This window comes from Saccharothrix hoggarensis, assembly GCF_042678885.1.
Classification (GTDB): domain Bacteria; phylum Actinomycetota; class Actinomycetes; order Mycobacteriales; family Pseudonocardiaceae; genus Actinosynnema; species Actinosynnema hoggarensis.
Window position 1 is genome coordinate 18,173 of record NZ_JBHTLK010000036.1, and the last position, 22,174, is coordinate 40,346.

The window sequence follows — 22,174 nt, forward strand, 5'->3', positions numbered from 1 at the left end:
CCCCCGCGGCCCGTGCGGGTCAGCCGATGTCACCGGTGAGGTAGCGCTGGAGGTTCGGCGCGATCGCCTTCACCAGCGTGTCCACGTCCGCCGACGCGAGCGGCTCGAACCGGACCACGTACCGGATCATGCCCATGCCGAAGATCTGGCTGGCCAGCAGCGTCGCCCGGAGCTCGGCGTCCGGCACGTCGAGGTGCGCGATGATCCGGTGCAGCACCGTCCGCACGAAGAAGTCGCGCAGCACCTCGGCGACCCGGTCGTGCGCCGTCACGCTGCGCACCATCGCGGAGAACTGGCCGCCCCCGATCGGGTCCCACACGCCGAGGAACGTGCGCACGATCCGCTCGCCGATCTCGTCGTCCGGACCGTCGAGCAGCGTCACGACCAGCGCGTTCGGGTCGATCGGCACCTGCAGCACGGCCTGCGCGAACAACTTCTCCTTGCCGCCGAACCAGTGGTTGACCATCGCCGCGTCCACGCCCGCCCGCGCCGCGATGGACCGGACCGTCGAGCCCTCGTAGCCGCGCTCGACGAACACCTCGCGCGCGGCGGCCAGGAGCGCCGCCTTGGTGTCCTCGCCACCGGCCCGTCGGCCGCGGCGCTTCGGTTCGGTCTGTTGCGAGCTGGGGTTCACGTCGCCATCATGTGTCAGACCGGCCACGTTTTCAACGTGTGATGAATTCGGCCCGGCGGAGTGCCGGGGTAGACCCGACCTGCACAATGACGCCCATGGTGAGCGTCATCGGTGCAGGCGTGGGTCTGGGCGAGGTCAGCCCCACGCGCGAGGAGTTCCGCGAGCTCGCCGCCCAGCGGCGGGTCATCCCGGTCGTGCGGCGGCTGTTGGCGGACGCGGAGACCCCGGTCGGGTTGTACCGCAAGCTCGCGGCGGACCGTCCGGGCACGTTCCTGTTCGAGTCCGCCGAGAACGGCCGCTCCTGGTCGCGCTGGTCGTTCGTGGGCGCGCGCAGCGCCAGCGCGCTGACCGCGACCGGCGGCGAGGCCTACTGGCAGGGACCGCACCCCGTCGGCCTGCCCGAGGGCGGCGACCCGCTGGTGGCGTTGCGGGAGACCATCGAGGTGCTGCGCACCGACCCGCTGCCCGGCCTGCCGCCGCTGACCGGCGGCATGGTCGGCTACATCGGCTACGACGCCGTCCGCCGGCTCGAACGGCTGCCGTCGCTCGCCGAGGACGACCTCCAGGTGCCGGAACTGGTCATGCTGCTGGCCACCGACCTCGCCGCGCTCGATCACCACGAGGGCACCGTCACGCTCATCGCCAACGCCATCAACTGGGACGACTCGCCGGAACGGGTGGACGCCGCGTACGACGACGCGGTGGCCCGCCTCGACGCGATGACGCAGGACCTCCAGAGCCCCGCGCCGCCCACCGTCGCCGTGTTCGCCCGGCCCAAGCCCGAGTTCACCCGCCGCCGCACCCAGCAGGAGCACTACGCCGTCGTGGAGAAGGCCAAGGAGGCCATCCGCGCCGGTGAGGCGTTCCAGGTCGTGCTGTCGCAGCGGTTCGAGATGCGCACCACCGCCGACCCGCTCGACATCTACCGCGTGCTGCGCACGTCCAACCCCAGCCCGTACATGTACCTGCTGCGGCTGGACGACTTCGACATCGTCGGGTGCAGCCCCGAGTCGCTGGTGACCGTGCGCGACGGCAAGGCCACCACCCACCCGATCGCGGGCACCCGCTGGCGTGGCGTCGACGAGGAGGAGGACGCCCTCCTCGAGAAGGACCTCCTGGCCGACCACAAGGAACGCGCCGAGCACCTCATGCTGGTCGACCTGGGCCGCAACGACCTGGGCCGCGTGTGCAAGCCCGGCACGGTGACCGTGGTCGACTTCTTCAAGGTCGAGCGGTACAGCCACGTCATGCACATCGTGTCCACGGTGAGCGGCGAGCTGGCCGAGGGCCGCACGGCGTTCGACGCCGTGGCCGCGTGCTTCCCGGCGGGCACCCTGTCCGGCGCGCCCAAGCCGCGCGCGATGGAGCTGATCGAGGAGCTGGAGCCGACCCGGCGCGGCCTGTACGGCGGCGTCGTCGGCTACCTCGACTTCGCGGGCGACGCGGACACCGCGATCGCCATCCGGACCGCCCTGGTCCGCGACGGCGTGGCGTACGTGCAGGCCGGCGGCGGCATCGTGGCCGACTCCGACCCCGTCGCCGAGGACAACGAGTGCCTGAACAAGGCGGGCGCGGTGCTGTCGGCGATCGCGACCGCCCAGACCATGGCCCCGGCGGTGGACCCGGCCCGTGTCTGACGCGCGACCCGGCCGCCGTCCACTGTGGATCGTGGTGGCGCTGCTGCTGCTCGGCGCGGCGGCGCTGGGCGGCGCGTCCGGCGTCACCTGGGACGCTTCGGCGGACCGAAGCGGCGCGGACGTGCTGCCCGCGCTCACGCCGCTCGCGCTGCTGTGCCTGGCCGCGATCGCCGCCGTGGTGGCGCTGAGCGGCTGGGTGCGGCGCGTGCTCGGCGTCGTGGTGCTCCTCGCGGGCGCCACGGCGGCGTTCCAAGCAGTGGGAACGGACGGTCCGCCGACCGGCCTGGGCCTGGTGTTCGCGGGCGCGGTGTCGGTGGTCGCGGCCGGTGCGGTGCTGGTCGTGCGCGGTTCGGCCATGCCGCGGCTGGGTGCCGGCTACCAGGCGCCCGGCGCGGCCGCGAAGACCGCCGACCCCGAACGCGACCTGTGGAACGCGCTGGAACGCGGCGACGATCCCACGGAGCGGGACTGACACCGCGCCGGCGGCCCGCCCGCCCGCCGACACCGCACGTTTGCGCACGTCGGCTGGCGAGGACCCTGGCCATCAGCGCGAACCGGACTACCCGGTGGCCGGACGCCGTGCCCGCCGGGGTTAGCATCCTCGTGGCGGGAAGGGGAGCATGACGTGCGGGAGCTTGCGACTGAACCGGAAGGTCTGACGGAGTCGAGCGAGGTGCTCGGATGACCGTGCTGGAGTCGATCATCGAGGGCGTCCGCGAAGACCTCGCCGTGCGGGAGGCGGCACTGCCTTTCGACGTGCTCAGGGAGAAGGCGGCGAAGGTGCCGCCGCCCCAGGACGTGATGTCGGCCCTGCGGAGCCCGGGCGTGGGCGTCATCGCCGAGGTCAAGCGGCGCAGCCCGTCCAAGGGCGCGCTGGCCGACATCCCGGAGCCCGCCGAGCTGGCCGTGCAGTACGAGCTGGGCGGCGCGCGGGCGATCAGCGTGCTGACCGAGCAGCGCCGCTTCGGCGGGTCGCTGGAGGACTTCGACGCGGTGCGCGCGGCGGTGGGCGTTCCCCTGCTGCGCAAGGACTTCATCGTCAGCCCGTACCAGGTGCACGAGGCGCGCCTGCACGGCGCGGACCTGGTGCTGCTGATCGTGGCGGCGCTGGAGCAGAACGCCCTGGTGTCGCTGCTGGACCGGGTCGAGTCGCTGGGCATGACGGCGCTGGTCGAGGTGCACACGGCCGAGGAGGCCGACCGCGCGCTGGAGGCCGGTGCGAGCGTCATCGGCGTCAACGCCCGCAACCTGCACACCCTCGAAGTGGACAAGGACGTCTTCGGGCGGATCGCCCCCGGACTGCCCTTCGACACCATCAAGATCGCCGAGTCCGGTGTCACCGGGCCGGGCGACCTGATGGCGTACGCGGGCGCGGGCGCCGACGCGGTGCTGGTCGGCGAGAGCCTGGTGACGAGCGGCGACCCCAAGGTCGCGGTGAACAAGCTGGTGACCGCGGGATCGCATCCCGCCTGTCCCCGGCCGAGCCGGTAAGGAGAGCGCATGTCGCCCGGCCAGTTGGCTCCGACACCCCACGACCCCGACGAGCGGGGCCACTTCGGGCCGTGGGGCGGCCGGTTCATGCCGGAAGCGCTCATCGCCGCCGTGGACGAACTCGCCGCGTTCTATGAGAAGGCCCGGGTCGACCCCGAGTTCCTCGACGAGTTCGCCCGGCTGCTGCGCGACTTCGCGGGCCGCCCGTCGCTGCTGACGGAGGCGCCGAAGTTCGCCGCCCACGCGGGCGGCGCCCGGATCTTCCTGAAGCGCGAAGACCTCAACCACACCGGCTCGCACAAGATCAACAACGTGCTGGGCCAGGCGCTGCTCACCAAGCGCATGGGCAAGAAGCGCGTCATCGCCGAGACCGGCGCCGGCCAGCACGGCGTCGCCACCGCCACCGCCTGCGCCCTCATGGGCCTCGACTGCGTCGTCTACATGGGCGAGGTCGACACCGAGCGGCAAGCCCTCAACGTCGCCCGCATGCGGCTCCTCGGCGCCCAGGTCATCCCGGTCAAGACCGGGTCCCGGACCCTCAAGGACGCCATCAACGAGGCGCTGCGCGACTGGGTCGCCAACGTCGACGACACCCACTACCTGCTCGGCACCGCCGCCGGACCCCACCCGTTCCCGGTGCTCGTCCGCGACTTCCACCGGATCATCGGCATCGAGGCCCGCGAGCAGATCCTCGACAAGGCGGGCCGCCTGCCCGACGTCGTCGCCGCGTGCGTCGGCGGCGGCTCCAACGCCATCGGCATCTTCCACGGCTTCATCGACGACCCGTCCGTGCGGCTCGTCGGCCTCGAACCCGGCGGCGACGGCATCGACACCGCCCGGCACGGCGCCACCCTCACCGCCGGCACCCCCGGATCGCTCCACGGCGCCATGTCCTACGTGCTCCAGGACGAGGACGGCCAGATCGCCGAGGCCCACTCCATCTCCGCCGGCCTCGACTACCCCGGCGTCGGCCCCGAGCACGCCCACCTCAAGGACACCGGCCGCGCCGAGTACCGGCCCGTCACCGACGCCCAGGCGATGGAAGCGTTCGCGCTGCTCTCCCGCGAGGAAGGCATCATCCCCGCCGTCGAGTCCGCGCACGCCCTCGCCGGCGCGCTCGTGCTCGGCCGCGAGCTCGGCCCGGAGGGGTTGATCCTGGTGAACCTGTCCGGCCGCGGCGACAAGGACATGGACACCGCGATCAAGTGGTTCGGGCTGGGAGTGGACGCATGAGCAAGCTTGCCCCGGTGTTCGAGGCGTGCCGGGCCGAGTCGCGGGCCGCCCTCATCGGCTACCTGCCCGCCGGCTACCCCACCCTCGACGGCTCCAAGGACGTGCTGCGGACCATGGTGTCGTCCGGGTGCGACCTGGTCGAGGTCGGCCTGCCGTTCTCCGACCCCGTCATGGACGGCGTCACCATCCAGCGCGCCGCCGAACAAGCCCTGCGCGGCGGGTTCCGCGTCCGCGACCTGTTCGGCGTGGTGGAATCCGTCGCCGAAGCCGGTGGCCGCGCCGTCGTCATGACGTACTGGAACCCCGTGCTGGCCTACGGCGTCGACCGCTTCGCCCGCGACCTCGCGGCGGCGGGCGGCCTCGGCGTCATCACGCCCGACCTCGTGCCCGACGAAGGCGCCGCGTGGATCGAGGCCACCGAGACCCACGACCTCGACCGCATCTTCCTCGTCGCGCCGTCGTCCACCGAGGAGCGCATCGACCTCACCGCCCGCTCCTCCCGCGGCTTCCTCTACGCCACGTCCGTGATGGGCGTGACCGGCGCCCGCGACGTCGTGTCGTCCGCCGCCCCGGCGCTGGTCAAGCGCGTGCGCGAGCACACCGACCTGCCCATCGGCGTCGGCCTCGGCGTCCGCAACGGCGCGCAGGCGGCCGAGCTGGCGGCGTTCGCGGACGGCGTCATCGTCGGCTCGGCGTTCGTGTCGGCCGTGCAGGACGACACCGTGGCCGCGTTGACCGAGGAACTGGCCGCCGGAGTGCGCCAGGTCCCCACCCCGGCCTGAGGCACGGGGTCGCTGGATCGAGTGAACTGACAACCGGGGGCTCCGCCGAGCCCCCGGTTTTGTCGGTGGCCGTCGCCACACTTGGCCCCATGAACCCGACCACCCGCCTCCTCCACGCCCTGACCACCGCCTTCAACGCCCTGACCGCGCTGCTGCCCGCCCGCGGCGGCCGGCGGCGCCCGGACGCCCACGCGCCGACGCCACCGCCCTCGAACTGCCCGGGCCCGGCCTCCCCACCCGCCGCCTCACCACCCGCCCCACCACCTCCGGCCTACTCCCACCCGAGGTCATCGCGCCCACCCCGCGAACCCCGCCGCCGCCCGGACCACGCCACCGCGACGCGCCGGGCCCCGCCGCAGGACGACTTCGCCGCCGTGCCGCACCACCGACGTCCGCCCACGTCCCCGACGAACGCCGTCCGCGTCCGTCTCGGCAGCGGTGCCCGCCCACGTCTCCGGCAGCGCGTCCCCGTGACGCCGGCGAACGCCCGCTCTGGCGGCGTCCGCGCACGTCAAGGGCAGTGCTCCCCGCGTGGACCCGTCGCCGTGACGCCCGCACACGTCACCTGCCGGCACACGTCTCCGCCAGTGGCGACGGCTCGCGGCTCCCCGGTTCCGTGGCGTCCGGCGCACGACGCCTGCCGGCAGCGCGGGGCATCCCCCCGTACGGGCGGGTTCCGGTAACAATCGAGCTGTCCCATCGAGCCGTCCCTCCGGGACGGACGGACGCACCCACTACGGTGGTGGCCGTGGTGACGACTTACCTCGCGACGATCCCCAGCCCCGACCAGGGCGTGTGGCAACTGGGACCGATCCCGATCCGCGCGTACGCGCTGTGCATCATCCTCGGCATCATCCTGGCGATCTGGTGGGGTGAGCGTCGCTGGGTGGCCCGTGGCGGGCTGAAGGGCGAGGTCACGGACATCGCCGTCTTCGCTGTCCCGTTCGGCCTGATCGGTGGCCGGCTCTACCACGTGGCGACGGACTACCACAAGTACTTCGGCGAGGGCCGCAACCCGCTCGACGCACTGGCCATCTGGAACGGTGGCCTCGGCATCTGGGGTGCCATCGCGCTGGGCGGCGTCGGCGCGTGGATCGCGTGCCGCCGCAAGGGCATCCCGCTGCCCGCGATGGCGGACGCCCTCGCGCCCGGCATCGTCGTGGCGCAGGCCGTCGGCCGCCTCGGCAACTACTTCAACCAGGAGCTGTACGGCGGTCCCACCACGCTGCCGTGGGGCCTGGAGATCTACGAGCGCGTCGACCCGGCCACCGGCTTCAAGGACGAGCTGGGCGGCGTGGCGCTCGACCACACGCCGATCGAGATCGTGCACCCGACGTTCCTCTACGAACTCCTCTGGAACCTCGGCGTCGCGCTGCTCATCGTGTGGGCCGACCGGAAGTTCCGGCTGGGCCACGGCCGGGTGTTCGCGCTGTACGTGGCGGGCTACACGGCCGGTCGGTTCTGGATCGAGCTGATGCGCGTCGACCCGGCCACCGAGGTCTTCGGCACCCGCATCAACGTGCTCACGTCCGTCGTCGTGTTCGCCGGCGCGGTGATCTACTTCCTGCTGGCCGCGAAGCGGGGCGGACGCGAGGTCATCGTCCGACCCGACGGCGACGGCGACTCCACCGACGGCGCGACCGAACCGGACTCGCCCGCGGCGAGCACGCCCGAGCAGGCGACCGTCCCCGACACCAAGTCGTCGGACACCACGTCGAACACCGAGCCCTCGGACACCAACGCGGGCGCGGGCACCACCGGCACCGGCACCAGCTCCGGCGACAAGCCGGGCCAGTAGTCGGCGATGCGCATCCTCGTCGTCGAAGATGACGACCGGGTGGCGCGCGGCCTGCTCACCGCACTCCGCCACGCGGGCTACGAGGTCCACCGGGTGGCCACGGCCGCGGCGGCGCTCACCGCGCCGCCCGCGGACGTCGTCCTCCTCGACCTCGGCCTGCCCGACGGCGACGGCCTCGACGTGCTGCGCGAACTCCGCCGCCGCACCGGCACCGCCGTCATCACCGTCACCGCCCGCGGCGAGGAACGCGAACGCGTCCTCGGCCTGCGCCTCGGCGCCGACGACTACGTCGTGAAACCGTTCGGCACCGCCGAACTCCTCGCCCGCATCGAAGCCGTGCTCCGCCGCACCCGCTCGGCCCGCGCCGCCGAACGCGAGGACCGCATTACCCTGGGCCCGCTGACCCTCGACCCCGAGAGCCGCGAAGCCACGATCAACGGCGACCCGGTGCCCCTCACCCGCAAGGAGTTCGACCTCCTGGCCCTCCTCGTCGGCCGAGCGGGCACCGTGGTCAGCCGCGACCTCATCGTCGACCAGGTCTGGCAAGCCCACTGGGAAGCGCCGTCACGCACGCTCGACACCCACATCGCCGCCCTGCGCGGCAAGCTCGGCGACGCCCTCCGCATCGAGACGATCCGAGGTGTGGGCTACCGCGTGGCAGCCCACACCTGACCTCGGAACCCGGACGTCACCGCGCGCCGCCCTTCCGGCGTCCGCCTCCACCCGCCGCCCGGCGGGCTTCCCGGCACTCGCACCCGGCACTCGCACCCGGCACGCGTCACCGGCACCCGACACCGGCACCCGACACCCGGCACGCGTCACCCGGCACGTGTCACCAGGTGTGGGCGACGTCCACCACGACCCGACCGGGCAGCGTGAACACGCGGAACGGCAGACGAGCCCGCACCCCGAGGCCCACGGTCGTCTGCCCCTCGAACGACCCGGCCCACGCGACCTGCCGGAACGTCTGGTACCCCGTGACGTCGACCAGCTCGGCCGGGTTCGCGTACCGGTACGTCGGGTTGCCGTCGTGGTCGTAGGCCGGCGAGTGCACGGTGATCTGCAACTTGCCGTCACCGCGCAACGGCACCAGGTGCCCCGATCCCTCGTGGTGCACCTCGGTCACGTACTGCACGTGGTAGCCGTCGTTCGTCCCGACGACGTCGAACACCAACCGGTCGTAGCAGTCCTGCCGGCCGGCGCGGATGTTCGTCAACTGCCCGGCCGTCATCGGCCACGCCGACTTGGCCCCCGAGCCCCAGTCGACCGTGCACGCGGTTGGAGCGGCGGAGGCCGTCACCGGTGCCACCACCGCGGCCGCCGCCACCACCGCGATAAGCAGTGCAATCTTGCGTAGCATGCTGATTTCCCCCTCACACGGACCGGAACGGTCACGTGAGACATGACGCAGGTCACCCCGGGGAGGTTGCCTCCGCGTGCTGCGCCGTCTGCTAGTCCTCATCGTGCCGCTGCTGATGGCCCTGGTCGCGGCCCTCGGCGTGCCGCTCGCGTTCGCCGTCGTGCAGCGCGAGAGCCAGGAGACCTACCTCGACCGGCTGGGTGACGCCAGCCGGTTCGCGTCGCTGGCCGAGAACGCGCTCGCGTCCGACCGGCTCACCGCGCTGCGCGAGGAGCTGGTCCGGTACGACCAGCTGTACGGCATCTCGGCGGGCCTCGTCGGCACCGACGGCACGGTGGTGGAGGCGTCGCGCACCCCGTTCCCGCTCACCGACCCCAACGTCGCCGCGGGCCTGAAGGCCGCGTTCGGCGGATACCGCGGCGAGACCGACCAGTCGGTCTGGCCGTGGGAACGGGTGAACCTGGTGGTCGTCGAACCGGTCGGCCGGGACAGCGAGGTGGTCGCGGCCGTGGTCACGATCTCCCCCACGGACAGCCTGCGATCGGCGATCCTCCGCCAGTGGGGCGTCCTCGCGCTGCTAGGCCTGATCCCGATGCTGGGCGTGGTGGCGGTGGCGTGGCCGATGTCCCGCTGGGTCCTGCGCCCGGTCCGCAGGCTCGACGAAGCCACCGCGGCCGTGGCCGGCGGCCACCTGGACGCCCGAGCCGACGAACTCGGCGGCCCACCCGAACTCCGCCGCCTGGCGGCCAGCTTCAACGCCATGGTCGACGTCGTGGGCCGCGCCCTGCGCCGCCAACGCGCGTTCGTCTCCGACGCGTCCCACCAACTCCGCAACCCCCTGGCAAGCCTCCGTCTGGCGGTCGACAACCTGGCCCCCCACGTGACCGACGAGGCCGCCCGCGAGGCCCACCGCATCGCCGTGGACGAAGCCGAGGAAATGGGCCGGGTCCTGGACACCCTCCTGGCCGCAACCCGTCTCGACAGCGCCTCAGCCGCCGAACCGGTCGACGTGGACGCCCTCCTGGCCACCCACGTCCCCGGCTGGCGCGCACTGGCCGGCGACATGCGCCTGGACGTCGACGTCCCACCCGGCCTCCGCGTCCTGGAACCCCCGGGCGGCCTGGGCAGCGTCCTCGACGAACTCGTCGGCAACGCCATCCGCCTGTCCGGCGGCACCGAGCTGAAGATCTGGGGCAGGACGTCGGGCGGCCGCGTAGAACTCCACGTGACCGACAACGGCACCGGCCTCACGGATCAGGAGCGCGCCAACGCCCTGGCCCGCTTCTGGCGCGCGCCACGCCACCAGAACACCCCCGGCACCGGCCTGGGCCTGGCGATCTGCGCCGAACTGATCGCCTCCGCCGGAGGGGAACTCCTCCTGCAACCCGCAGACCCGCACGGTCTCGACGCCGTGGTCCGCCTCAGCGCCTAACTCCACAAGCGGCACCGGTCCTCGATCCACGGAGCCCGGCCCCGCGGTCCCAGCCCAGGCCCCGGTTCCAGCCCAGGCCCCGGCTCCAGCCCAGGGTGGGCGGTCGGCCCGAGTTGTGAGGGGACTTGGGGGCGTGAGGTTGGGGAGTGCTCGCCGTGGGTGCCTTGCGCCGTGGTGCCGCCTCCTTCTTTCCCGGCAACGCGGGAAGAGGCCTGGACCTTCCCCGAAAACGCTGCGTTCAGTCGCCTGGGTGATCTTCGGGGACAGTCGGCGAGGGTGGGTGGGGGTGGACGGCATTCAACACTGGTGAGGGTCGGTGGAGGGAGGGAAGTGTAGTGGGTGTGGATAAGCGGGGTGGGTGTGGATATGTGGGTGGGTCAGCGTTTTGTTGCTCTGAACCAGCGCTCGGCGCCCTTGTGGAGGGGGACCTGGCCCGTCGCGATGCCGGTTCGGACGTTGATCCGGCTTGCCTCGGGGTGGCCCGCGGCGATTCGGGATGACTGGGTGAACACGGTCCTGGTGACGACCTCGACCACGTCGGCGTCCAGCGACGTCCGCGCCAGCAGGAGGTTCGGCACGGCGAACGTGCGGCACGGGCCGAGGTTGCCGTACGTGGTGGCGGGGATGGTCGCTGGGACGTACGGGCCCGGGTAGCGCTCGGCCAGGTGCTCGGCCTCGTCGGGCAGGTCGAGGAGGCGCAGCGGGAACGTGTCGAGGATGTCCGTGACCGCGGGTGTGGGGATGCCGGTCAGCGCCAGCAACGCGTCCAGTGAACCGGCGGCCAGCTCACGTGCCGCCTTGGCGTGCTCCATCCGCCGCGCGTCGACGGAGATCCCGAACAGGGCCAGCAGCCGGGTCGCGGTGAACTCCGTCCCCGACTCGGACGGGCCGAACGACACGATCCGGCCGGCCAGGTCCGACAGGCGGCGCACGGGCGACCCGGCCGGCACGACGATCTGCATGAAGCTGTCGTACAGCCGCCCCACGGCGCTGATGCCGCCCGGGTCGTCCGCATCGAGCAGCGCACCGACCAACGGGTCCAGTGAGGACAGTCCCAAGTGGACGTCGCCCGCCTGGAGCAGGCGCACGTTCTCCACCGACGCGGCGGTCGAGCGGGCTACCACGCGGGTCGCGGGCAGTTCGTCCGCCAGCGCCGCGGCCAGCGCGCCGCCGACCTCGCGGAACACCGCGCCGTCCGGGCCGGTCGCCAGCACGAGTTCGTCGAGGACGGGCGCGTCGGTCGACGTGCACGCGGCCAGCGCGGAGGAACCCAGCGTGCCGGGCACCGCCGCGACCAGGGCGGTGCGCAACAGCGAGCGCCGCGTCACCTGCACGACCAGCAGACTAACCCCGTCGGACCAGTGAACGGCGTGTTACGTCAGAGGGATCTGAAGTTTCCGGCCACGTCCTTGTTACCGCCGGCGCCTGTGCTCAGGATCACCAACCAACCCCCACCGGCAGGCACGAAGGTCCCCTTGGAGGAGACGTGGTCAGCGCGCAGGAACGTCAGCGCAAACCGATCTACCAGCACCTCTACTTCTGGGTGCTCGTGTCGATCGTGCTCGGCGTGATCGTCGGGTACGCGTTCCCCGCCCAGGCGTCGGGCATGAAGTGGCTGGCCGACTTCTTCGTCGCGCTGGTGAAGGTCGTCATCGCGCCGACGATCTTCTGCACGGTCGTGGTCGGCATCGCGGGCCTCGGCAACCTGGCCAAGGCGGGCGGCCTGGCGCTGCGGACGATCCTGTACTTCACGGCGATGACGACGGTGGCGCTGGCGATCGGCCTCGTCGTCGTGAACCTCGTGCAGCCCGGCCACCACGGCCCGTCGATCCCGATCAACGACGACGCGGCCGCGAAGACCCTCGCCGACGCGAAGACCGCCGAGACCGGCGTCACCGGGTTCATCCTGAGCCTGGTGCCGAAGTCGTTCTTCAGCGCGTTCACCGACGGGCAGCTCATCCAGGTCCTGGTGGTCGCGATCCTGGTCGCGGTGGCCGTGGCGGGCATGGGCAAGCGCGGCGCGAAGGTCGTGTCCGCGCTCGACACGTTCGCCAAGGTGATGTTCGGCGTCATCAAGATCGTCATGTACGCGGCGCCGATCGGCGCGTTCGGCGGCATCGCGTACACGATCGGCAAGTTCGGCGGCACGATCCTCGGCAAGCTGGCCTGGCTGATGGGCTCGTTCTACGCGACGTGCCTGCTGTTCATCCTGGTCGTGCTGGGCGGTGTGTCGCTGTACGCCGGGTTCTCGATCTTCAAGTTCCTCCGGTACATCAAGGACGAGCTGCTGATCGTGCTGGGCACGTCGTCCAGCGAGTCGGTGCTGCCGCGCATGCTGGTGAAGATGGAGGCGGCGGGCGCGGACAAGTCGGTCGTCGGCCTGACCATCCCGACCGGCTACTCGTTCAACCTCGACGGCACCTGCATCTACCTGACCATGGGCGCGATCTTCATCGCCCAGGCGACGGGCGTGGACGTGGGGCTGGGCACGCAGATCGGGCTGCTGCTGTTCATGCTGCTGGCCAGCAAGGGCGCGGCGGGCGTCACGGGGGCGGGCCTGGTCACGCTGGCGGCGTCGCTGAGCGCGTTCGAGGCGAACAGCGCCATCCCGGCGGTCGGCATCGCGCTGATCGTGGGCATCGACCGGTTCATGTCGGAGGCCCGCGCGATCACCAACGTCATCGGCAACGGCGTCGGCACGCTCGTGGTGGCCCGCTGGCAGGGCCAGTTGGACCGCGACCGGCTGCGCCAGGTGATGGACAACCCCTCCCAGGTCGACGTGGACGCCCTCATGGACCGCCGGCACGGCGACGTCGAGCACGACGGCACGCCTGACGGCACGCCTGACGGCGGACACGACGGGGACCGCGGCGGTGCGCAGGGCGGCCGGGGGAGCGGTGGGAGCCGGGAGTCCGTAGCGGCGTCCGCGGGCTAGTCGGCGGAGGACGGTCGGCCGCGCGGACGGCGGACGCCGACGTTCCGGAGGGCGGACGAGCCTGCCAGGGGCGCGGACGCCACCGGGCGGCGAAGGTGGACCGACAGGCACGGCGGAGGCTCCGCGGGTCGACTGGCTCGCGGAGCCTCCGGGCGTCTGACCAGCGGGTTCACGTCGGGGAACCGGGATGGTGGCGGTGGCGGGGACGGGGCTGTTCGCCAGGTCTCACCGACGCGCGAGGAGGGGTCGGCTCGGTTATGCTTAACAACGCGTAACAAGCTGGCCGGGGTATCGCGCCGGCGGGCCGAATCGTTACGCGTAGGCGAGCTGGATCACCCGTTGGATGGTGTGGTTCAGTTTCGCGACTGTTAAAGTCTCGTCAACACGCGGGCCATCGTCGTCCCGTGCCCAGCACCCGGATTCCAGGACCTGGACACGAGGACTCGTTCTTTCACCAAGGACGACGAAGGAGGTCTGCGCAGTGATCTTCTCCGCCATCCCGGCCCCTCAGGGGCTCTACGACCCGACCGCCGAGCGCGACGCGTGCGGTGTGGCGATGGTCGCCGACATCAAGGGCCGGCGCTCGCACGACATCGTCGTCGACGCGCTCACCGCGCTGGCCAACCTGGAGCACCGGGGCGCGGCGGGCGCCGAGCCGACCAGCGGTGACGGCGCCGGCATCCTGCTGCAGCTGCCCGATGCGTTCCTGCGCGAGGTGGTGGGGTGCGAGCTGCCCGAGGCGGGCGCGTACGCGGCGGGCATCGCGTTCCTGCCCGCCGGCGACGAGGACCGCGCGAAGGCCGTGGGCCTGGCCGAGCGGATCGCCGCCGAGGAGGGACTGCGGGTCCTGGGCTGGCGCGACGTGCCGATCGAGCCGGACCACGCGGGCTTGGGCCCGACCGCCCGGTCGGTGATGCCGCACTTCGCGATGCTGCTGGTCGAGAGCGAGACGGGCAAGCGGGACGTCGACCTGGACCGCCTCACGTTCGCCCTGCGCAAGCGGGTGGAGCACGAGAGCGCGGCGGCGGACGTCGGCACGTACTTCCCGTCGCTGTCGGCCCGCACGATCGTCTACAAGGGCATGCTGACCACGGGCCAGCTGCCGTCGTTCTTCCCCGACCTGCGGGACGAGCGGCTGGCCAGCGCGATCGCCCTGGTCCACTCCCGCTTCTCCACGAACACGTTCCCGTCGTGGCCGCTGGCGCACCCGTTCCGGTACGTCGCCCACAACGGCGAGATCAACACCGTGCGCGGCAACCGGAACCGGATGCGCGCCCGCGAGGCGCTGCTGGCGTCGGACCTGATCCCGGGCGACCTGAGCCGGCTGTTCCCGATCTGCCACCCGGAGGGCTCGGACTCGGCGAGCTTCGACGAGGTGCTGGAGCTGCTGCATTTGGGCGGCCGCAGCCTGCCGCACGCGGTGCTGATGATGATCCCCGAGGCGTGGGAGAACCACACCTCGATGGACCCGAAGCGCCGCGCGTTCTACGAGTTCCACGCCAGCCTGATGGAGCCGTGGGACGGCCCGGCGTGCGTGACGTTCACCGACGGCTCGCTGGTCGGCGCGGTGCTGGACCGCAACGGCCTGCGCCCGGCCCGCTGGTGGCAGACCGCGGACGGCCGGGTCGTGCTGGCCTCCGAGACCGGCGTGCTGGACGTGCCGCCGGACCAGGTCGTGGCCAAGGGCCGCCTCCAGCCCGGCCGGATGTTCCTGGTCGACACCGTCGAGGGTCGCCTGGTCGAGGACGACGAGGTCAAGTCGCGGCTGGCCGAGGAGCTGCCCTACGACGAGTGGCTGCACGCGGGCCTGCTGGAGCTGGCCGACCTGGCCGACCGGGAGCACGTGGTGCAGAGCCACGAGTCGGTGGTGCGCCGCCAGCTCACGTTCGGCTACACCGAGGAGGAGCTGCGGGTCCTGCTCGCGCCGATGTCGGTGAACGGCGCCGAGCCGCTGGGCTCGATGGGCACGGACACCCCGGTGGCGGCGCTCTCGCAGCGCTCGCGGCTGCTCTACGACTACTTCGTGCAGAACTTCGCCCAGGTCACGAACCCGCCGCTGGACGCGATCCGCGAGGAGATCGTCACCAGCGTGTCGCGGGTGATGGGCCCGGAGCAGAACCTGCTGGAGCCGGGGCCGGTCAGCTGCCGGCACATCAAGCTGACGTACCCGGTGATCGACAACGACGAGCTGGCCAAGCTCATCCACATCAACGACGACGGCGACCTGCCCGGCTTCGCCTGCACCGTCCTCAGCGGACTGTACGAGGTGGACGGTGGCGGCGCGGCGCTGGCGGCGGCGGTCGAGCGGGTGCGCCGGGAGGCGTCCGAGGCGATCGCGCACGGCGCGCGCACGCTCGTGCTGTCGGACCGCGACTCGGACCACCGGATGGCGCCGATCCCGTCGCTGCTGCTCGTCTCCGCGGTGCACCACCACCTGGTGCGCACCAAGGAGCGGCTGCGCGTGGCGCTGGTCGTGGAGACCGGTGACGCCCGCGAGGTGCACCACGTCGCCGCGCTGCTGAGCTACGGCGCGGCCGCGGTGAACCCGTACCTGGCGTTCGAGACGATCGAAGACATGATCAGCACCGGCGCGGTGACCGGCATCGAGCCGCGCAAGGCCGTGCGGAACTACGTGACGGCGCTGGTCAAGGGCACGCTGAAGATCATGTCGAAGATGGGCATCTCGACCGTCGGCGCGTACACGGCGGCCCAGGTGTTCGAGGCCGTCGGCCTGTCGAAGGACCTGCTGGACGAGTACTTCACCGGCACGGTGTCGAAGCTCGGCGGCGCGGACCTGGACGTGCTGGCGGAGGAGGTGGCGCTGCGCCACCGCCGCGCCCACCCGGACAACCCGACCGACCGGGTGCACCGCCGGCTGGAGGTGGGCGGCGAGTACGCCTACCGCCGCGAGGGCGAGCTCCACCTGTTCACGCCGGAGACGGTGTTCCTGCTCCAGCACGCCACCAAGACCGGCAAGCAGGACGTGTACCGGCGCTACACCGACGAGGTGGAGCGGCTGTCCCGGCAGGGCGGCACGCTGCGCGGCCTGTTCGAGTTCAGGTCCGAGGGCCGCACGCCGATCCCCATCGACGAGGTCGAGCCGGTCTCGTCGATCGTCAAGCGCTTCAACACCGGCGCCATGTCGTACGGCTCCATCTCGGCGGAGGCGCACGAGACGCTGGCCATCGCGATGAACCGGCTCGGCGGCCGGTCCAACAGCGGCGAGGGCGGCGAGGACCGCGAGCGCCTGTACGACCCGGAGCGGCGCAGCGCGGTCAAGCAGGTCGCGTCCGGCCGGTTCGGCGTCACCAGCGAGTACCTGGTCAACGCCAGCGACATCCAGATCAAGATGGCGCAGGGCGCGAAGCCCGGCGAGGGCGGGCAGCTGCCCGGCTACAAGGTGTACCCGTGGATCGCGCGGACCCGGCACTCCACGCCGGGCGTCGGCCTGATCTCGCCGCCGCCGCACCACGACATCTACTCCATCGAAGACCTCGCGCAGCTCATCCACGACCTGAAGAACGCCAACGAGCAGGCCCGCGTGCACGTCAAGCTGGTCAGCGAGGTCGGCGTCGGCACGGTCGCGGCGGGCGTGGCGAAGGCGCACGCGGACGTGGTGCTGATCTCGGGCCACGACGGCGGCACCGGCGCGTCGCCGCTGAACTCGCTCAAGCACGCGGGCACGCCGTGGGAGATCGGCCTCGCCGAGACCCAGCAGACGTTGCTGCTCAACGGTTTGCGCGACCGGATCACCGTGCAGGTGGACGGCGCGCTGCGCACCGGCCGGGACGTGGTGGTGGCCGCGCTGCTGGGCGCGGAGGAGTTCGGCTTCGCGACCGCGCCGTTGATCGTGGAGGGCTGCGTGATGATGCGGGTCTGCCACCTGGACACCTGTCCGGTCGGCATCGCCACGCAGAACCCGGAGCTGCGCAAGCGCTTCACCGGCCAGGCCGACCACGTGGTCAACTTCTTCCACTTCGTCGCCCAGGAGGTGCGGGAGCTGTTGGCGGAACTCGGTTTCCGCACCATCGACGAGGCCGTGGGCCACGCCGAGCTGCTGAAGACCGACGAGGCCGTCGAGCACTGGAAGGCGGCCGGGCTCGACCTGGCGCCGGTGTTCGAGGTGCCCGAGACGCCGTACCGCACGGCCAAGCGCAAGGTCCGCGAGCAGGACCACGGCCTGGCGCAGGCGTTGGACCGCACGCTGCTGCAGCTCGCCGACGCGGCCTTGAACGACGCCCGCCCGGTGCGGCTGGAACTGCCGCTGCGCAACGTCAACCGCACCGTCGGCACGCTCCTCGGCGCCGAGGTGACCCGCCGGTTCGGCGGCGACGGCCTGCCCGACGACACGATCCACGTGACGTTCACCGGCTCGGCCGGCCAGTCGCTGGGCGCGTTCATCCCGCGCGGCGTCACGCTGGAGATGGTCGGCGACGCCAACGACTACGTCGGCAAGGGCCTGTCCGGCGGCCGGATCGTGGTGCGGCCGCACCCGGACGCGCCGTTCGCGGCCGAGCGGCAGGTCATCGCGGGCAACGTCATCGGCTACGGCGCGACGTCCGGCGAGATCTTCCTGCGCGGCCGGGTCGGCGAGCGGTTCTGCGTGCGGAACTCGGGCGCGCTGGCCGTCGCCGAGGGCGTGGGCGACCACGCGTTCGAGTACATGACCGGCGGCCGGGCCGTGGTGCTCGGGCCGACCGGCCGCAACCTCGCCGCGGGCATGTCCGGCGGCGTGGCCTACGTCCTGGAACTCGACCCCGCGGCGGTCAACACCGCCATGGTCGAGCTCCAGCGGCCCGGCGCGGACGACCTGCGCTGGCTGCGCGAAGTGGTGGAGCGCCACCACCAGCTCACCGGATCGGCGGTGGCCGCGTCGCTGCTCGGCGACTGGACCCGGCGTTCCGCGTCGTTCACCAAGGTCATGCCCGGTGACTACCAGCGCGTGCTCGAAGCGATGAGGCTCGCCCGCGCGGAAGGCAGGGACGTCGACCAGGCGATCATGGAGGCCTCCCGTGGCTGACCCGTACGGCTTTCTCAAGCACTCCCGCTCCGAGCCGAAGAAGCGGCCCGCCGCCGAGCGGCTGAGCGACTGGAACGAGGTGTACCTCGACGTCCCTGCGGAGCAGCGGGACGAGGAGGTGCGCGTGCAGGCGACGCGGTGCATGGACTGCGGCGTCCCGTTCTGCCACTCCGGGTCGGCCGGGTGCCCGCTGGGCAACCTGATCCCCGAGTGGAACGACCTGGTGCGCCGGGGTGACTGGGAGTCGGCGTCGGACCGGCTGCACGCGACGAACAACTTCCCCGAGTTCACCGGCCGGCTGTGCCCCGCGCCGTGCGAGGCGGCGTGCGTGCTGTCGATCAGCCACGACGCGGGCGGCCCGGTCGCCATCAAGCGCGTCGAGCAGGCCATCGCCGACGTGTCGTGGGAGCAGGGGCTCGTGCCGCCCGTGCAGTCGCACGTGTCGTCGGGCAAGAAGGTCGCGGTCGTCGGTTCCGGCCCGGCCGGGCTCGCCGCGGCGCAGCAGCTCACGCGCGCCGGCCACGAGGTCACCGTGTTCGAGCGGGACGACCGGCTGGGCGGGCTGCTCCGCTACGGCATCCCCGAGTTCAAGATGGAGAAGAAGGTCCTGGACCGGCGGCTCGCGCAGCTCCGCAAGGAGGGCACGAGGTTCGTCACCGGCTGCGAGGTCGGCGTGGACCTGACCGTCGAGGAGCTGCGGTCGAAGTTCGACGCCGTGGTGCTCGCGGTGGGCGCGCTGCGCGGCCGTGACGACACCACCACGCCGGGGCGTTCCCTGAAGGGCGTCCACCTGGCGATGGAGCACCTGGTGCCCGCGAACCGGGCGTGCGAGGGCGACGGCCCGCCCGCGATCGACGCCGCCGGCAAGCACGTCGTGATCATCGGCGGCGGCGACACGGGCGCGGACTGCTACGGCACGGCGTCCCGGCAGGGCGCGGCGTCGGTGCTGCAGCTCGACCAGTACCCGATGCCGCCGTCCACCCGCGACAACGACAGGTCGCCGTGGCCGGTGTGGCCGTGGATCCTCCGCACGTACCCCGCGCACGAGGAGGCGGGCGAGCGGAAGTTCGCGGTCGCCGTGGAGAAGTTCGTCGGCGACGAGGACGGGCACGTCCGGCAGATCCAGCTGCGCAAGGTGCGGGTGGAGAAGGACGCGTCCGGCCGCCGCCAGGTGGTGCCGACGTCCGAGGAGGTCGAGGTGCTGCCGGCGGACCTGGTGCTGCTGGCCATCGGCTTCGAGGGTGTCGAGCACATGCCGCTGCTGGACGGCCTCGGCCTGCGGCTCACCCCGCGCGGCACGATCTCGTGCGGCTCGGACTGGCAGACCCAGTCGCCCGGCGTGTTCGTCTGCGGCGACGCGCACCGCGGCGCGTCCCTGGTCGTGTGGGCGATCGCGGAGGGCCGTTCGGTGGCCAACGCGGTGGACCGCTTCCTGACCGGCTCGTCGGACCTGCCGTCGCCGGTGATCCCCACCATGCTTCCGCTCGCCGTGGTGTGAACCGCTGAGGTGCCCGGCCGCCCCGACAGCGTCGTCGGGGCGGCCTTCGCGGTTCCCGGGGCGGGTGCGACCGGGCCGCCCGCGGCACGTGAACGCATTCCACGCCGTCGCGATTCGATTGCCGACGCATTCTTTTCCACGTCACCCGGCCAGGTCAGCGCCCCGGTGCGGCCGTAAAGCGCTCGCCGTTGGTCCGTTGTCAGCATGGTAAAAACGCGACCGGGGCAAAATCCCGATCCGCTGTATCGGTTGCGCGCCCGGAGCGGACTTAACCGGTCGAGGGCTTTTTTCCTTGACGATGGGATTTTCGGGTGAACAACATCTACAGATCATCGAGACGGGTCGGCGTGGCGCTGGCGAGCGCGCTGCTGGCGACGATCGGCCTGGTGTCCACGGCGTCGGCGTCACCGAGGGGCGTGGAACTCGGGGCGAGCGACACCGAGGGCGTGACCCTGTCGGCCGCGCCGGCGCGAGGGCTGCGCGGGGTGTCCGGCTACGAGGGCACGGGCGTGCCGGGCGACGTCACGGCCTACGGCGCGCAGCGCGTGCCCGCCGGCCACCGGATCGCGGGCTACGAGTCGCCGACCGGCGACGACGTCGGCGTCCAGTCGATCATCGGGGCGGACGGCCGCGTGCGGGTCGACCCGACGACGAGCTTCCCGGCCCGCGCGACCGTGCTCATCACCCGCACCGTGAGCGGTGTGGAGCGGTTGCACTGCACCGGCTGGATGTTCGGCGCGAGCCTCGTGCTGACCGCCGGGCACTGCGTGTTCAACCAGAGCACCGGCTGGTACACCGGCCAGCTCAAGTTCTACCCCGGCGCCAACGGCACCTCGTACCCGTACGGCTCCTGCACCGCGGCGACGTTGCGGTCCAACACCGGCTGGACCACCGACGGCAACCCGGACGCCGACTACGGCGGCGCGACGCTGAACTGCTCCATCGGCAACACGACCGGCTGGTACGGCGCGTACTGGACCACCGCGTCGCTCAACGGCACGTCCACCACCATCCAGGGCTACCCCGGCGACAAGGCCCAGCAGCAGTGGACCCACACCGACCAGGTCCGCGAGAGCGGTTCGCTGCGGCTGTACTACGACAACGACACCGTCGGCGGCAACAGCGGCAGCGCGGTGCACACGGTGCGCGCGGCCGGGTCGTCCGGCTGCTCGGGCCGGTGCTCGCTGGCGTTCCACGCGTACGGCGTCGGCTCCAACGGCCACAACAGCGGCCCGCGGATCACCGAGAGCCGGTTCAACCTGGTCGTCGGCTGGCGCTGACGCCGGGCAACCGAACCCCGCTGCCGTTCCGTCCTCCACGTGACCGAGAGGAGCAGATCGTGCGCCACCCACTCCGCCTGCGAGCGGTCCTGCTGATCGGCCTGCTGGCGCTCGGCGCGTGCGGCGGGGAAGCGGGCACGTCCGACACCGGCGACCCGCCCGCACCACCACCCTCCACCACCGCGATGGCGACCTTCACCGGCGTGGTCGTGGACTCCGCCGGGCAGCCCGTCGACGGCGCCCTGGTGGCACCGAGATCGCTCGACACCCCGCCGCGGCCGGTGCCCGAGATGGCGGTCATGTCCGGACCGGACGGCCGTTACGAGTGGCGCCTGGCGGCGGGCCGCTACGAGTTCTCCGCGTCGAAGGACGGCCGGACGGGCACCCCGTCCGAAGTCACGGCGGCGGCGGGCGCGACCGAACAGGTCCGGCTGCACCTGCCCTGACCGCCGCCAGAGAGCCCCCGGCCCGTCGAACCGGGCCGGGGCTCCACCTCGCCCCCGGACGCCGGACCGATGAGACGCCGGCCCTGTGAGCCGTCGGCCCTGTCAGACGCGGGCCCTGTCAGACGCCGGCCCCGTGCGACGCGGCCTCGTCAGACGCCGGTCACCGCGCGCACCGAGCGGATGTGGCTGACCAGGAACTCGCGGTGCTCGCCGCGCGGGGCGCAGTTGGCCTTCAGGTTGCCCGCCGCGTGGTCCACGGGCGTGATCACGTGCTTCACCGTGGTCCGCGGGCCGCTCGCCACGGCGATCTCCACCGACGTCCGGCTCGCCAGCGCCTCGGCCAGCAGCACGACCTCCGAGTCGCGCAGCACGAGCGACTGGTCGCGCAGCAGCCGCACCGTCCCCATGCGCTGGGTGTGAGCCGGCGGCAGCACGAACCGGGGCCGGGGCCGTTCCCGCTCGACCAGCGCCACCGCGAGCTTCGCCAGCTCCTGCTCGGTCAACGGCGCCCGCCAGCCCTCCGCCACCGCGCGCACCGGCGGCGGGGGAGGCTCGACGCGGCGGCGCGGCGCCCGCTCCACGACCGACGTGCCGGCCGCCGTGGACGCCGTGGGCGCGTAACCGGCCG

17 protein-coding genes are annotated in these 22,174 nt (G+C 72.3%); 13 read left to right on the forward strand and 4 right to left on the reverse strand.

The features are described 5' to 3' along the window. Positions 1 to 19: 19 nt before the first annotated feature. Positions 20 to 634 (reverse strand): TetR/AcrR family transcriptional regulator, encoded by a 615-nt coding sequence (locus ACFQ3T_RS10080; protein WP_380722638.1) that lies wholly within the window; start codon positions 632 to 634, stop codon positions 20 to 22. Positions 635 to 729: 95 nt separating this feature from the next. On the opposite strand from ACFQ3T_RS10080, the gene ACFQ3T_RS10085 reads away from it, so the two are divergent. From ACFQ3T_RS10085 to ACFQ3T_RS10115, 7 genes are all read left to right on the forward strand, one after another. Next, positions 730 to 2,271 carry an anthranilate synthase component I gene (locus ACFQ3T_RS10085; protein WP_380722640.1) on the forward strand — a complete coding sequence of 514 codons (1,542 nt, stop codon included), beginning with the start codon at positions 730 to 732 and terminating at the stop codon, positions 2,269 to 2,271. Next, a complete protein-coding gene (locus ACFQ3T_RS10090; protein WP_380722642.1) occupies positions 2,264 to 2,743 on the forward strand; it encodes a Trp biosynthesis-associated membrane protein in 480 nt (159 codons plus the stop codon). The genes ACFQ3T_RS10085 and ACFQ3T_RS10090 overlap by 8 nt, the downstream gene beginning before the upstream one ends. Positions 2,744 to 2,952: 209 nt before the next feature. Next, a complete protein-coding gene (trpC, locus tag ACFQ3T_RS10095; protein WP_380722644.1) occupies positions 2,953 to 3,762 on the forward strand; it encodes an indole-3-glycerol phosphate synthase TrpC in 810 nt (269 codons plus the stop codon). Positions 3,763 to 3,771: 9 nt separating this feature from the next. Then, a complete protein-coding gene (gene trpB / locus ACFQ3T_RS10100; protein ID WP_380722646.1) occupies positions 3,772 to 4,995 on the forward strand; it encodes a tryptophan synthase subunit beta in 1,224 nt (407 codons plus the stop codon). Next, on the forward strand, positions 4,992 to 5,777 hold the full coding sequence (gene trpA, locus ACFQ3T_RS10105) for a tryptophan synthase subunit alpha (RefSeq protein WP_380722648.1): 786 nt from the start codon (positions 4,992 to 4,994) through the stop codon (positions 5,775 to 5,777). Before trpB ends, trpA begins: the two co-directional genes overlap by 4 nt. 751 nt (positions 5,778 to 6,528) lie before the next feature. After that, on the forward strand, positions 6,529 to 7,575 hold the full coding sequence (lgt, locus tag ACFQ3T_RS10110; protein ID WP_380722650.1) for a prolipoprotein diacylglyceryl transferase: 1,047 nt from the start codon (positions 6,529 to 6,531) through the stop codon (positions 7,573 to 7,575). Positions 7,576 to 7,581: 6 nt separating this feature from the next. After that, positions 7,582 to 8,247 (forward strand): response regulator transcription factor, encoded by a 666-nt coding sequence (locus ACFQ3T_RS10115; RefSeq protein ID WP_380722652.1) that lies wholly within the window; start codon positions 7,582 to 7,584, stop codon positions 8,245 to 8,247. Between the two features lie 160 nt (positions 8,248 to 8,407). On the opposite strand, the gene ACFQ3T_RS10120 is transcribed toward ACFQ3T_RS10115, so the two are convergent. After that, the gene (locus tag ACFQ3T_RS10120) at positions 8,408 to 8,935 is read right to left on the reverse strand and encodes an AMIN-like domain-containing (lipo)protein (RefSeq protein WP_380722654.1); all 528 of its coding nucleotides are present in this window, start codon (positions 8,933 to 8,935) and stop codon (positions 8,408 to 8,410) included. Between the two features lie 76 nt (positions 8,936 to 9,011). On the opposite strand from ACFQ3T_RS10120, the gene ACFQ3T_RS10125 reads away from it, so the two are divergent. Further along, on the forward strand, positions 9,012 to 10,367 hold the full coding sequence (locus ACFQ3T_RS10125) for a sensor histidine kinase (RefSeq protein ID WP_380722656.1): 1,356 nt from the start codon (positions 9,012 to 9,014) through the stop codon (positions 10,365 to 10,367). A gap of 377 nt (positions 10,368 to 10,744) precedes the next feature. Here the strand turns inward: ACFQ3T_RS10125 and ACFQ3T_RS10130 are convergent, their stop codons facing one another. Further along, positions 10,745 to 11,701, reverse strand: coding sequence for a TAXI family TRAP transporter solute-binding subunit (locus ACFQ3T_RS10130; protein WP_380722658.1), 957 nt, complete (start codon positions 11,699 to 11,701; stop codon positions 10,745 to 10,747). A 152-nt stretch (positions 11,702 to 11,853) separates the two neighbouring features. Between ACFQ3T_RS10130 and dctA the strand changes: the two genes are divergently transcribed. The 5 genes from dctA to ACFQ3T_RS10155 all read left to right on the forward strand — a co-directional run bounded on the left by dctA (position 11,854) and on the right by ACFQ3T_RS10155 (position 21,546). Next, positions 11,854 to 13,302, forward strand: a complete 1,449-nt coding sequence (dctA, locus tag ACFQ3T_RS10135) for a C4-dicarboxylate transporter DctA (RefSeq protein WP_380722660.1) — start codon at positions 11,854 to 11,856, stop codon at positions 13,300 to 13,302. A 481-nt stretch (positions 13,303 to 13,783) separates the two neighbouring features. After that, entirely contained in the window at positions 13,784 to 18,322 is a 4,539-nt protein-coding gene (gltB, locus tag ACFQ3T_RS10140) for a glutamate synthase large subunit (protein ID WP_380722662.1), read from the forward strand. Next, entirely contained in the window at positions 18,315 to 19,820 is a 1,506-nt protein-coding gene (locus ACFQ3T_RS10145; RefSeq protein WP_380722664.1) for a glutamate synthase subunit beta, read from the forward strand. The genes gltB and ACFQ3T_RS10145 overlap by 8 nt, the downstream gene beginning before the upstream one ends. Before the next feature lie 311 nt (positions 19,821 to 20,131). After that, positions 20,132 to 21,100, forward strand: a complete 969-nt coding sequence (locus ACFQ3T_RS10150) for a trypsin-like serine peptidase (RefSeq protein WP_380722666.1) — start codon at positions 20,132 to 20,134, stop codon at positions 21,098 to 21,100. A 59-nt stretch (positions 21,101 to 21,159) separates the two neighbouring features. Next, positions 21,160 to 21,546, forward strand: coding sequence for a carboxypeptidase-like regulatory domain-containing protein (locus ACFQ3T_RS10155; protein ID WP_380722668.1), 387 nt, complete (start codon positions 21,160 to 21,162; stop codon positions 21,544 to 21,546). A gap of 149 nt (positions 21,547 to 21,695) precedes the next feature. Here ACFQ3T_RS10155 and ACFQ3T_RS10160 read toward each other — a convergent pair. After that, on the reverse strand, positions 21,696 to 22,174 hold a 479-nt coding region (locus tag ACFQ3T_RS10160), incomplete at its 5' end, for a hypothetical protein (protein ID WP_380722670.1).

Bases quoted from the DNA above. Each gene is read 5' to 3' on its own strand.
- ACFQ3T_RS10085 (WP_380722640.1), top strand. From the start codon at position 730: ATGGTGAGCGTCATCGGTGCAGGCGTGGGTCTGGGCGAGGTCAGCCCC.
- trpC (WP_380722644.1), top strand. From the start codon at position 2,953: ATGACCGTGCTGGAGTCGATCATCGAGGGCGTCCGCGAAGACCTCGCC.
- trpB (WP_380722646.1), top strand. From the start codon at position 3,772: ATGTCGCCCGGCCAGTTGGCTCCGACACCCCACGACCCCGACGAGCGG.
- trpA (WP_380722648.1), top strand. From the start codon at position 4,992: ATGAGCAAGCTTGCCCCGGTGTTCGAGGCGTGCCGGGCCGAGTCGCGG.
- ACFQ3T_RS10115 (WP_380722652.1), top strand. From the start codon at position 7,582: ATGCGCATCCTCGTCGTCGAAGATGACGACCGGGTGGCGCGCGGCCTG.
- ACFQ3T_RS10120 (WP_380722654.1), bottom strand. From the start codon at position 8,935: ATGCTACGCAAGATTGCACTGCTTATCGCGGTGGTGGCGGCGGCCGCG.